At 53.1% G+C, this 12,658-nt stretch carries 12 protein-coding genes; all 12 read left to right on the top strand.

Annotation, left to right across the window (positions count from 1 at the left end; genetic code table 11):
• Positions 1 to 61: 61 nt before the first annotated feature.
• The gene (locus tag MYS68_RS22255) at positions 62 to 547 is read left to right on the top strand and encodes a PTS sugar transporter subunit IIB (protein ID WP_248927958.1); all 486 of its coding nucleotides are present in this window, start codon (positions 62 to 64) and stop codon (positions 545 to 547) included.
• 13 nt (positions 548 to 560) lie between these two features.
• Positions 561 to 977, top strand: a complete 417-nt coding sequence (locus tag MYS68_RS22250) for a PTS sugar transporter subunit IIA (protein ID WP_248927957.1) — start codon at positions 561 to 563, stop codon at positions 975 to 977.
• Positions 978 to 1,050: 73 nt separating this feature from the next.
• Positions 1,051 to 2,634: a PTS system mannose/fructose/sorbose family transporter subunit IID gene (locus MYS68_RS22245; RefSeq protein ID WP_248927956.1), complete on the top strand. Its 1,584-nt coding sequence runs from the start codon at positions 1,051 to 1,053 to the stop codon at positions 2,632 to 2,634.
• A 19-nt stretch (positions 2,635 to 2,653) separates the two neighbouring features.
• Positions 2,654 to 3,733, top strand: a complete 1,080-nt coding sequence (locus MYS68_RS22240; protein ID WP_248927955.1) for an SIS domain-containing protein — start codon at positions 2,654 to 2,656, stop codon at positions 3,731 to 3,733.
• Positions 3,734 to 3,752: 19 nt separating this feature from the next.
• A complete protein-coding gene (gene ptsP / locus MYS68_RS22235; protein WP_420852148.1) occupies positions 3,753 to 5,429 on the top strand; it encodes a phosphoenolpyruvate--protein phosphotransferase in 1,677 nt (558 codons plus the stop codon).
• Positions 5,430 to 5,465: 36 nt separating this feature from the next.
• On the top strand, positions 5,466 to 6,791 hold the full coding sequence (gene rpoN / locus MYS68_RS22230) for an RNA polymerase factor sigma-54 (RefSeq protein WP_248927953.1): 1,326 nt from the start codon (positions 5,466 to 5,468) through the stop codon (positions 6,789 to 6,791).
• Positions 6,792 to 6,846: 55 nt separating this feature from the next.
• Positions 6,847 to 7,749, top strand: a complete 903-nt coding sequence (locus tag MYS68_RS22225; RefSeq protein WP_248930983.1) for an ABC transporter permease — start codon at positions 6,847 to 6,849, stop codon at positions 7,747 to 7,749.
• 13 nt (positions 7,750 to 7,762) lie between these two features.
• On the top strand, positions 7,763 to 8,632 hold the full coding sequence (locus MYS68_RS22220) for a carbohydrate ABC transporter permease (protein WP_248927952.1): 870 nt from the start codon (positions 7,763 to 7,765) through the stop codon (positions 8,630 to 8,632).
• Positions 8,633 to 8,679: 47 nt separating this feature from the next.
• Positions 8,680 to 10,236 (top strand): DUF3502 domain-containing protein, encoded by a 1,557-nt coding sequence (locus MYS68_RS22215; RefSeq protein WP_248927951.1) that lies wholly within the window; start codon positions 8,680 to 8,682, stop codon positions 10,234 to 10,236.
• A 12-nt stretch (positions 10,237 to 10,248) separates the two neighbouring features.
• Complete coding sequence (locus MYS68_RS22210) at positions 10,249 to 11,013, top strand: PTS mannose/fructose/sorbose/N-acetylgalactosamine transporter subunit IIC (RefSeq protein WP_248927950.1); 765 nt, start codon at positions 10,249 to 10,251, stop codon at positions 11,011 to 11,013.
• Positions 11,006 to 11,830 (top strand): PTS system mannose/fructose/sorbose family transporter subunit IID, encoded by an 825-nt coding sequence (locus tag MYS68_RS22205; protein WP_248927949.1) that lies wholly within the window; start codon positions 11,006 to 11,008, stop codon positions 11,828 to 11,830. The genes MYS68_RS22210 and MYS68_RS22205 overlap by 8 nt, the downstream gene beginning before the upstream one ends.
• A gap of 39 nt (positions 11,831 to 11,869) precedes the next feature.
• Entirely contained in the window at positions 11,870 to 12,586 is a 717-nt protein-coding gene (locus tag MYS68_RS22200; RefSeq protein ID WP_248927948.1) for an N-acetylmannosamine-6-phosphate 2-epimerase, read from the top strand.
• The last annotated feature ends 72 nt before the right edge of the window (positions 12,587 to 12,658 follow it).

Here is a 12,658-nt window from a genome sequence, read left to right as displayed (position 1 = left end):
TCATATATTAACGAATTGTAAAACAGCGAATTGTCATTATTGCGAGGAGTGGAAGTCACTTATGAAGATTGTATTGGTGCGGGTGGACGATCGGTTGATTCACGGCGAAGTGGCGGTAGGCTGGACCCGAATACTTGGCGCAACGCATATTGTCGTTGCGAACGACCAGGCGGCGGCGGACAACACTCAGAAGATGCTGCTCAAAATGGCAACGCCGGTAGGGGTGAAATCGACGGTATTACCTGTGCAGGAGGCCGCTCGGCAGCTGGTTGAAAGGAAATTTGCGAACGATAACGTACTGCTGCTGGTGAGAGATCCGGGCTCGCTTCTTGACCTCATGAAAGGTGGGCTCAAGCTGGATAAGGTGAATGTGGCGAATATCCGCATGAAGGAGGGACGCAAGCGGATTACGAAAGAAGTGGCGGCCTCTCCGGAGGAAATCGAAGCGTGGAAGGAGCTCGACCGGGCCGGAGTGGCGATGGAGGCGCGGCTTCTTCCCGGAGGAACGGCAGCGGATTTTAACCAGATTATTAAATCCCTAGACTAAAGGAGCGGTTCGCTTGATCGGTGTACTCGTTGTAACGCATGGACAGTTAAGCAAATACTTGCTCGAAACGGCGTCGATGTTTGTAAGCGATACCGACCTCGTGGGCGCGGTTACTTTTTCCCCGGGTCAGGGGAGCGAAGATCTGGAGGCGGCGGTCAGAGAAGCGGTTGCCGAAATTTCCACCGGCGACGGCATCCTGGCTCTGGTCGATTTGCCGGGCGGTACTCCCGCGAAGGCGGTTTCGGCCTTGCTGTTGGAAAACGAGCATATAGAGATCGTAACCGGAGTGAATGTGCCTATGTTGGCCGAGGTTTTAATGTACCGGGAGAGCATGAATTTGCAGGAGCTTATGAGGCAGGCGCTGCGTTCGGGAACGGACGGTATTGTAAGCGTGAATAAAATGTTTCAGCTTGAAGGGGGGGATTTGTAGGCGGTATAACCGGCGGCTAAACGGATGAACCGAATCTGAAAGGGTTGACACTTTCGCAGGGGGGACAAAACGTATGTCGGTTATGACAGCTGTGATGTTGTCGTTTTTAGCGGGTTTTGCCTATTTTTCCCGCCGTTTCTTCGGAGATCCTTACCTGGAACGCCCGATCGTTCTGGCGCCGATCGTCGGGCTCGTCATGGGGGATTTGCACACCGGGCTGGTCGTTGGCGGGATGCTTGAACTCATTTTCATGGGCGTCACGAATGTAGGCAATTCCATTCCTCCGAATTATACGATCGGAGGCGTTCTCGGAACGGCATTTGCCGTTTCGACCGGCCAAGGGCTGGAGACCGCTCTGCTCATTGCCGTTCCGGCGGCGCTTTTGGGCGTGTTTTTCGAAATGATCGCGAAAACCGTCTGCGTATTCTTCATCAGTGCGGCGGACCGGCTGGCGGATCGCGGCAACGATAGAGACCTCGCCCGCCTTATGCATCTCGGGAATGCGGTGCATTTTCTTTCCAATGCGATTCCGACATTCATTGCCCTTGTGCTGGGAGAGGCCATCGTGAAGACGATCGTGGAGGGCATTCCGTCCTGGCTGAAGGACGGCCTTGCCGTTGCGGGCAATCTGCTGCCCGCTTTGGGATTTGCTCTGCTGCTGAGCATTTTGGCCTCGAGGAGTTTGTTCCCGTTTTTTTTCATCGGTTTTTTGATCGCGGCTTATGTCAAAATGGGCATTCTCGGCGTCGCCGTCCTCGGATTTTGCATCGCTTTGATCATGCAGTCGCGCAGAAACGAGATGGAAGCGCATGAGGTTTCCGATGCCGAGGCCGCCACAGCCGCGGCGCCAACCGAGGGGGTCTTTACCAGACAGGACATCCGACGCCTTTTTTTCCGTTCCTTCGCCATTCAATCGGCGTTCAGCTTCGACCGGATGCAGGCGTACGGTTTTATCTGGGCGGTACTCCCGATGCTGAGGAAGCTGTATAAAGGCAGGCCGGAGGAATTTACAGCCGCAATGAAAAGACATCTTGTCCTGTATAATTCACACGCATGGCTTCCGGGACCGGTGATGGCGTTGACGCTTGATTTGGAAGCGCGTAAGGCCGCGGGCGAGGACATTGACGAGCAGTCGATTCAAGGACTGAAATCGGGGCTCATGGGACCGATTGCGGGGATCGGCGACTCGCTGTTCAACGGAACTCTCAAGCCGGTACTGGGCGGGGCGGCGGCGGCGCTCGCCCTGCAGGGGAACTTGTTTGCGCCGGTCCTGTTTTTTCTGGGGACCAACATCGTCCATGTTGCAGTCCGGTGGTACACCTTGAATAAAGGATTTGCCCTGCGCGAGCGGTTTCTGGCCGTGATGGCATCCGGAGAAATCAAGAGAATGATGGAAGCCGCAACGCTTGCAGGTCTAATGACCGTAGGGGCGCTTACGGCAACCTGGCTGAAAATATCGACGCCGATTTCTTACCAAATGGACAAAAACCCGATTTCGCTGCAGGCGATGCTCGACGGCATTATGCCGAAGCTGCTGCCGCTGGCCGTCGTGATGATCGTGTTTTGGCTTATTCGCAGGCGCATGAAAACGACTGTCTTAATGTATGGATTAATTGCTTCAGGCATCATTCTCGGCGCCCTGAAAATTTTGAACTAGAAAGGAAGATAACGATACCGTGGAAATCATCGACTATGTTAAGGAGCAGCCTGTCGTTTTGAAAAGCATATTGGATCGCCGTAAAGAGATACTGGCTCCGTTTATCGGCAGCTTCAAGCAAAAAGAAGTATCGAAAATCGTGCTGACCGGCTCCGGTTCTTCGTATAACGCTGCCCTTTCGTCCAGACATTTTATCGAAAAGCTGCTCCAGATTGAAACGCATGTGGAGTTTGCCCACACCTATGCCAAATACGTCCGGGCATACAACAAGCGAACGCTGGTTTTCGCCCTTTCCCAAAGCGGGGAGAGCACGGCAGCGGTGGAGTGTGTGCAGAAGGCCGTTCGGCTGGGGCTCTTTACCGTGGCAGTGACGTCGCAGGACGGCAGCTTGATCACCGAATTTGCCGAAAATAAAATGATCGTTCCTTCCGGCGAAGAAAAGGCGGGCGCAACTTCCAAGGGCTACACATCGAACCTGCTTACGCTGTATCTGATGGCGATCGAAACGGCTTATGAAACGGGCAGGCTTCCGCAAAACGAATACGACCGTTATATCGATCAATTAACCGCCGTTATCGGCAACATGGATCACACGATTGCCGCTGCGGAGGAATGGTACCTGCAGCATAAAGATGAGCTGCTTGCGGCGAAAAATTATATTTTCACGGGAACCGGCGACAACTACGGGACCGCTCTTGAAGCCGGGCTGAAGTTTCTGGAAACGTCGCGAATTCCGGTCAGCGTGTACGAATTCGAGGAGTTTATGCATGGTCCGTACAATTCGATCGACGGGGACAGCTACATCTTTTACCTGGCCGCTCCGGGCGACGATAAGGAACGGATGCTTCAGCTCGCCGACTATTTCGCGAAAATCACTCCGCACGGTTTTGTCGTAACCAACCGCGGCGATGAGCTGCGTCCGGGAAGCATGGGCGCGAATTTTATCGACAACGAGGATTTGTCGCCGATCGAATATATCGTTCCCTTGCAGGTGCTGTTTTTCAGAGCCGCCAAAGAGCGGGGAGTAAATATGAGACTGCCGAGGTATGTGGACTTTCACCCTTCGATGAAAAGCAAGCGGCGGCTGAGATTTCTTTGATCTTACACGGATTCGGGGGATGCACATGAAATTGTATGGAATCGGTGCTTCGCAGGGGATCGCCGTCGGCCCCGTAAAAATAGTGCGGGAGCTTCCGCCGGTGGAGCGCGAATCGGTCGCCGAGGGCCAGATTCCCGTGCAAAAGGAACGGGTGGCGCAAGCTTTCGATCGGGCACGAAGGGAGCTGGAGCAGCTGGAGCGGCGGATTCGGCCGGAGCTGAAGGAAATGATTGCAGCGCAGATGATGATTCTGGATGATCCCGAGCTGGCCGAGGAAATCGAAGCGAATCTTGCGGAGGGGAAACAGGCGGAATGGGCTGTCGAGGATGCTGTCCGCTCTATCGCCGGGGCCATTGCCGATCTCGAAGATCCATACCTGAAGGAAAGAGCGGCAGACGTACATGATCTGGGCAAAAGAATCCTGGCGGCGCTGATGAACCGTTCCGCTCCGGGTATCCATGTAACGGAGCCTGTTATATTGGCTGCAAAAGATTTGACGCCTTCCGATACGGCCGGGCTCGACCCGTCGCTGGTGCTTGGCTTCGCTACCGAACTCGGCGGTCCGACGTCGCACTCCGCCATTATGGCCCGTACCATCGGCATTCCGGCGTTGGTGGGGGTGAAGGATCTGCTGTCCTCGCTTCGCGACGGGGATACCGCCGCGATCGACGCGGAGGCCGGCGAACTGCTCGTCAATCCGGCCGGAGAGGTCCGCCTCTCGTACGAGAATAAAGCGGCGGAGCGCCGCCGCATGATTCAGGAGCAAAGAAAAAGCAAGGATTTGCCGGCGGTAACCGCCGATGGCCGCCGGGTGGAGCTGGCCGCCAATATCGGGAGCGTCAAAGACGCAGCCGCCGCCCTGGAATGGGGCGCAGAGGGCGTAGGGTTGTTTCGCACCGAATTCCTGTATATGGAGAAACATGCTCTCCCGGACGAAAACGAGCAGTTTCGCGCCTACGAGCAGGTGGTCCGGCAGCTTGCTCCCCGCCCGGTGATTTTCCGGACGCTGGATATCGGCGGCGACAAGGGGCTCCCGTATTTGCAGCTGCCTCCGGAGGAAAATCCGTTTCTCGGCTATCGCGCCCTCCGGTTTTGTCTGGACCGGCCGGAGCTGTTCAAGACGCAGCTTCGCGCGATGCTGCGGGCAAGCACCGGCGGAAAAGCGCGGATCATGTTTCCCATGGTGGCAACCGTCGGCGAATGGAGGCGGGCGAAAGCTTATCTGGAGGAAGCGGCGGCCGAGTTGGGGTTTGCCGAGCTGCCGGAAGCCGGAATCATGATCGAAATCCCGGCGGCGGCCGTCATGGCGCGAGCTTTTGCGGACGAGGCCGACTTTTTCAGTATCGGGAGCAACGATCTCATTCAATACACGATGGCGGCCGACCGCGGCAACAAGGCGGTAAGTTATTTGTACCGGCATCTGGAGCCCGCCGTACTTCGGCTCATTGCAGGAGTGATCGAAGCGGCTCATGAGGCGGGAAAATGGGTCGGGATGTGCGGCGAAATGGCCGGCGACCCAGAGGCGATCCCGCTGCTGCTCGGGCTCGGCCTCGACGAATTCAGCATGAGCGCGGCCTCGCTGCCGAAGGCGAGGGAGATCATCCGTTCCTTATCCTACGAGGAATGCAGGAGGCTGGCCGAGTCAGCCTTGAAATGCCGCAGTATCGAAGAGGTCAGACAGCTGTATCGTTTGTAACGTTCTTTTACAAATGTAAAAGAGGTGAGATGCATAATGATTTCACAGCAGCACTTCGCTCAAACGCAATATATGAAGCAAACTGCAGCGCCCCGGCTGATTCAGGCGATGAGCATTTTGCAGATGTCCTCCATGGAGCTGGCCCATTTCGTTAGGGAGCAGTCGCTCGAGAACCCTTTTCTGGAGGTCGAATTTGACGGCGGAACAACTTATTGGTATCCGGGTGCGAGGTCCGCGGACCGAAGTGCCGGGGCAACCGATACGGACGGGTTCATCGAATGGACCGCCGTTCAGGATGAAACGTTGGAATCCGTGCTGCTAAGCCAGCTTCGCATTAACGGAATAACGGGCGTGCGCTTCAGATTAGCAGCTTATTTGGCGGGAAACTTGAACGAGTCCGGTTTATTGGACATTAGCCTGGATGAGGTTTGCGCTCATTTTCACGTCCCGGCTTCGGAAGTCGAGGCGGCGCTTAAGGACCTGCAAGCTTTGGAGCCCGCCGGCGTAGGGGCCAGGTCCTTAAAGGAATGCCTGGAAATTCAAATAATCCGCGATTCCGCTGCCGATGAATGGGCGCATCCGATCGTATCCCGTTTTCTTGAGGAGCTCGCCGGCGGCAAAATTCAGAAAATCGCCGATCGCCTCGGCATCACCGGGGAAAGGGTGAGACGGTCCATCGAATACATTCGCTCGTTAAATCCGAGACCCGGCTATGCATACAGCAGACATACCCCCAGGTATATCGAACCGGATGCGGTTGTTGAAAAAGTGAACGGCCGCTATGTCGTGAAAATGTCCGTGAGCAGCATGCCGAAAATTTCCGTGGCAAGTTATCATAGCGGGCTTACATCCAAATCAGACCTCAAGGCATACCAACCTTATGCAAGGCAAAACCTTCAGACAGCTCAGTGGCTGGTTCGCTGCGTGGAGCAAAGAAAAGCGACATTGGCGAAAGTGATTGAAGCTGTCGTGAAAGAACAAAGCTTATTTCTGGAGCGGGGGGCTTCGTTTCTGAAGCCGATGAACCTGCGAAAGATCGGAGACGAGCTGAGGCTTGACGAGTCGACGATAAGCCGAACCGTTCATCATAAATACGTGCAAACCTCCCACGGTATTTTCGAGCTGAAGTATTTTTTTGACAACGGGCTGGCGACGCGGTCGGGGACCGAGGCATCATCGGAAAGCATTAAAGCCAAAATACGCCAGGTAATTGACGGAGAGAATCGTTTAAGTCCCTATTCGGACCGGCAGATCACCGAGATGCTTGTTCAGGACGGCATTCATATTTCGCGCAGAACCGTCATGAAGTACAGGGAGGAATTGCGCATTTTATCGTCCAAGTTTCGTTGTCGCGGAAGTTGAAAGGGGTCGCCGCCATCATTCAGGCTGAAGAAGGGAGGAACGTAATCTTTTGCAGATGATAAGAGAGCTTCAAAAAAACGGTTATTTATACTTGCTTGCTCTGCCGGGAATGATCTTTTTGCTGATCTTTGCTTATGTGCCGATGTTCGGCCACCTCATCGCATTTAAAAAATTCAATATCGCCAAAGGGATTTGGGGGAGCCCGTGGGTCGGCTTCGATAACTTCAAATTTTTCTTCGGCGGCGATTGGCTTCATATCACGATCAACACGCTGTATTTGAACGCGATGTTTATCGTTTGCGGGCTCGGCACCTCGCTGCTGCTGGCGATATTTCTCAACGAAATCCGACTTGCGTTTTTAAAGCGGATCTGCCAATCGTTTGTATTTATGCCTTATTTCATTTCATGGCTTGTCGTCAGCTTTATGACTTACGCGATGTTTAACACGACCGGAGGACTGATCAACAAAATGCTCGTCCGCGCCGGCTTCGAAAAGGTTTCGTGGTTCAGCCTGGCGGAGGCGTGGCCGTTCATATTGACGATTTTATTCGTCTGGAAAACGGCGGGGTATTTTTCCATCATCTTTTTGGCGGCGATCACTTCGATCTCGTCGGAATATTATGAAAGCGCTAAAATCGACGGGGCCACGAGGATTCAGCAAATCATTCACATCACGCTTCCGCTGCTGCGTCCGACGTTTATCGTACTGCTGCTTCTGCAAATCGGCCGCATTTTTTACGGGGATTTCGGCATGATTTACGGCATTATCGGTGACAACCCGATCCTGATCCCGACCACCGACGTCATCGATACATACGCCTACCGGGCGCTTCGGCAAATCGGCAATTTCAGCTTGTCGGGGGCGGTCGTTTTATATCAGGCCGTGATGGGGCTGGTTACGATCCTGATTTTCAACTGGATAATTCGACGGATAGACAAAGACTCCTCATTATTTTGAGACGGGTGATACTTTGAAGGCACTTGAGACATTAACCGGATGGATCATTTACGGATTTGTCATTTTGTTTACGCTGGCGTGCTTTATTCCGTTCTGGATGATCCTGATCGATTCGTTTGCGACGGAGCACAGCCTTTCCACGCAGGGATACCAGCTGTTCCCGACCGAGTTCAGCCTGGATGCCTATAAATATTTGTTCAGCGGGAAGCAGGTGTTCCGCAGTTACGGCGTGACGGTTACCGTCACCGTAATCGGCACGGCGCTGGCCGTGCTGATTTCGTCCGCGTATGCATACGCCTTGGCCCACCCCAGGGTGAAATACCGCAGCATCATGTCATTTCTGACTTATTTTACGATGATATTCGGCACGGGGCTGGTCGGATTTTATCTCCTGATCGCCAATTGGCTGGGGCTTAAGGATTCGATCTGGGCGCTCATCCTGCCGTACTTGTTAAACCCGTTCTACACCTTCATTCTCGTATCGTTCTACCGGACGATCCCTTATGAATTAAACGAAGCGGCCACGGTGGAAGGGGCGAACGATATTTTTATCTTTTTCAAAATCGCTTGGCCCTTGGCTATACCGGCGATTGCCTGCAACAGTTTATTCAATGCGCTTCATTATTGGAACGATTGGTGGCTTGCCCTGCTGTTCATCGACGACACGAAGCTGCATCCGCTGCAGATCATGATCCGCCAAATGATTTCCAACATCAACGCGCAGGCTTATATTGCCGGAGATACGTCCTACACCGCGGTGATCCCGGCTTACGGCGTGCAACTGGCCACGGTATGCGTAACGATCGGGCCGATCCTTTTGTTTTACCCGTTCATTCAAAAGTATTTCGTCAAAGGTTTGACGATCGGCGCCGTCAAGGGATAAAGCAGCATGGCCGATTCGAGGAAATATCATTATCGGGAGGGTTAACCATGAATGTTAAACGAGGAAAGATGGTTTTCGTTTCTATAGCGTCAATACTGGGCATCAGCACGGTCGTCGGATGCACATCGACTTCAAACCCGCCCGGTAAATCCCCCAGCCCGGCCTCAAACGCGGAAGAAAAGAAAAAGCTCGATCCGGTCACTTTAAAAATCATGATGCCCGGAGACCGTCCGGCGGATATGGACAAAGTGCTCAGAGAAGCGGAGCGCCGCATGGCCGATACGCTGAATGTGAAGCTTGATGTCGTGTTCGTTCCTTTTGCGGATATCGCCCAAAAAACACAGATTACGCTCGCTTCAGGGGAAAATATCGACCTCATCTGGGATAATTCCTCCACGCACGCGTATCCGATGCTCGCCGCCGGTTACTATGCGCCCATCGAAGATTTGTTGCAAAAGTACGGCCAAAATATTCTTAAAGCGAGACCGCAGCAAATGTGGGACGCCAACAAATTCAACGGGAAAATTTACGGCATCCCTTTGGGGTCGCAGCAAATTCTCGGCGCCGGTTACGTTGTGCGCAAGGACATCCGGGAGAAGCTGGGCATTCCGCCGATCAAAACTTACGACGATTTGATCCGTTTCGCTTACGCCGTGAAAGAGAAAGAGAAGGATATCGTGCCGATCCTTCCGAACGGCAACTCTACCCGCAAGCAATACACTCACGGATCGTTCCGGGAAAAGTTCGACTACGATACGAAAATCAGGCGGGTCGATTCGTTCTCCTCGCTGACGCTGTACCATAAAAATAACGACGGCAAGGTATACAACCTGTTCGACCAGATGGAGCCGGTCATTTGGGAATGGATTACGAACGCCCGGAAGCTGTATACCGACAAGATCATCCATCCCGATGTGCTCGCCATCAAAGATATCGCGCAGGAATTCAAGCTCGGCAAAGTAGCCATTCAAAATGTGTACGACTTTGCGATCAATGAAAGCTTCAAAAAATCGATCGCCGCAAACGTCCCCGGCGGCGAGCTGGAATATGTGACCTTCTTCGATCCGACTCCGAAGAAAAATATAAGCAACTTCAGAATGTGGAACTACATTTTCGTTCCCGAAGCCAGCAAAAACAAGGAAAGAGCGATCCAATTTCTCAATTGGACGCAGGAGAAGGACAACTACGATTTGCTCGCCTACGGCATCAAAGGCGAGCACTGGGAGCCGGTTGGGGACGACCGATATAAGCCTCTCGGGGATAAATATACGTGGTTCCCTTACGATTGGATCTGGAATCCGACCTACGACCGATATAAAGCTACCGATTCGGAGGAGCTCTACAAATTGAACAAGTTTATCGCCGATCCGAACAACTTCACTCCCGATATTTTGACCGGATTCGAATTTGACGCGGAAAAGGTAGCCAACGAGATCGCCAAGTTCAACACGATTGAAGCCAAATACTATACGGCGATATTCAACGGCGTGCTCGATCCGGAGCCGACCTGGGCGCAGTTCAAAGCGGAGGCCGCGCCGACGTTAAAGAAAATTCAAATCGAGATGCAAAGTCAAATCGACGCTTTCCTGGCGAAAAAGAAATAGGAAGGTGAACGAATGTACGATATGCTTTTGCACGCCGTGCTGATCGGAGCTATAGCGGGGTTGGCCAAACTGGATTCCCGTACGTTCGGCGACAACATGCTGGGAAGGCCTATTATCGTTTGCCCGCTGATCGGTCTTGTTCTGGGCGATTTTACGACAGGGCTCACCGTAGGGGGAACTTTGGAGCTCATCTATTTGGGAGTCGTCGGCATGGGGTCCTCTATGGCCGCGGATGTGATCGCCGGCTCGACGGTCGCCGCAGCACTTGCGATTAAGGCCGATTGGGCCCATGGGGTTGCTGTTTCTGCGGCGATACCGGTATCCGCTTTGGCCATCAAATTGACCAACTATACGAAGGTGCTTAACGCATATTGGTTCGGAAAAGCCGAGAAATTTGCCGGCAGCTGCCAACTTAACAAAATCGAATGGGCTCATCGGGGCGGTTATCTGATCTATTTCCTGACAGCGTTTTTCCCAAGCTTCGTGATTTATGGCACGGTCGATTATTTTTCCGGAGCTTTAAGCGGGTTACTGCCGAGCTGGCTCTCGGAAGGGTTGACGTTGGGAGCAGGTCTGTTAACCGCGGTAGGATTCGCCATGCTGATCTCGATGATATTTACCAAACGGCTTGCACCATTCTACTTCGGGGGATTCGTTCTGGCTGCTTTTTTTGGGCTGAACGTGATCGGCGTTGCAGTGGTGGCGCTCCTCGTCGCCTTGATTTTGAACCAGCTCAGGGATAAAAACCACGACGAAGGAGCGGGAGTACATGGCTGAACGCAATTCGGAAGCCGGCATCATCACGAAAAAGGATTTGATGAAGGTTTTCTGGCGATCGCTTGGCCTCCTCGGCTCATTCAGTTACGAGCGAATGCAAGGGCTCGGCTATGTTTTCGTCATGCTGCCCGTGCTGAGAAAGCTGTACGGAAATAAAGAGGAGCTTTCCTCGGCCGTGAAGCGGCATCTGGAATTTTTCAATACCGCGCCGTGGCTGTCCACCTTTATTTTCGGAGTAACGATAGCCATGGAGGAGGAAAACGCGAAGCGGAAAGATGACGACACGGATTCGATCCATGCCGTGAAAACGGGGTTAATGGGACCTGTTGCGGGAATAGGGGACTCCTTGTTTTGGGGGACGCTGAGGGTGATTTCTGCGGGAGCGGGTGCTTATTTTGTCATCCAAGGCCAGCCGCTGGGCATTCTCGTTTATGTTTTGCTCTACAATATTCCTCATTACTTGGCGAGATATTATGGCTTGTTTATCGGATACAAGGCAGGAACCCGCTTTTTATACGAGGCGTTTGAAAACGGAATCGTGCATAAGTGGACGTACGGAGCCACTATCGTCGGACTGATGGTCGTTGGCGGCATGACGGCGAGTTTTGTCGCCTTCTCCACCCCGCTCGGCTTTACGGTTAACGGCACGGAGTGGAAGCTTCAGGATGTTCTGAACCAAATTTTTCCCTCAGCCCTGCCGTTAGGGTATACGATGCTGATGCTCTATCTTATTAAAAAGAAGCAAGTTCGCATTTCATATCTGATATACGGCACCCTGCTTTTTGGAATTGCTGCCAAAGCAGCCGGGTTCATGTAAAGGAATTCATACTACGGATGGAGAGAGAGGAGTTTTTATATGAAAGTGTCCGATTTAAAAAGAGGTTTGATCGTATCTTGTCAGGCGCTGCCCGAGGATCCTTTATACGGCTGCATGGATAAAATGGCGCTTGCGGCGGAAATCGGCGGGGCCGTTGCGGTTAGAGTGAATTCGGTAAAAGACATTACGGATGTGAAAAGGCTGGTATCCATCCCTGTGATGGGAATCATTAAGAAACGTTACCCGAACTGCAACGCCTACATTACACCGACGATCGAGGAAGTCCGGCAAGTCGTGGAGGCGGGGGCGCAGATCGTAGCCGTTGACGCTACGGACGCGATCAAACCCGACGGCAAAACGACCGAGCAGTTTATCTACGATATCAAGAGCCGGTTTGATATTATTGTTATGGGCGACGTCTCCAGCGTGGAGGAGGGTGTCAAGGCGGCATCTTACGGAATTGATATCGTTGCGACAACGCTGACCCAAGCCGTAAAATCGCCGAATTATCCTAACCAAAACAAGGAAGATACGCTCCATTTGCCCCCGGATATCGATATGATCGAAGAGCTGGCGAGCAGGGTATCGATTCCGGTATTTGCGGAAGGCAGGTATTGGGGACCGGAGGATACGGTGAGAGCCTTCGAGGTCGGGGCGCATTCCGTCGTGATCGGCTCGGCCATCACCCGCCCGCAGCTTGCAACCAAGCGGATTGCACAGGCGATAAATAAGTATCTTGCCGCGGCTAACGGGTAACCGTTTGCCGGCCGGTTCTTAATTCTACAGGAGACCGCCGATCGGCGGTCTTCCATCCCAAACTATTGGAGG

It is taken from the genome of Paenibacillus hamazuiensis, from assembly GCF_023276405.1.
GTDB classification, from domain to species: Bacteria; Bacillota; Bacilli; order Paenibacillales; family NBRC-103111; genus Paenibacillus_AF; species Paenibacillus_AF hamazuiensis.
Note: the sequence above shows the minus strand (reverse complement) of the source record. Positions and strands in the feature narration are given on the sequence as shown.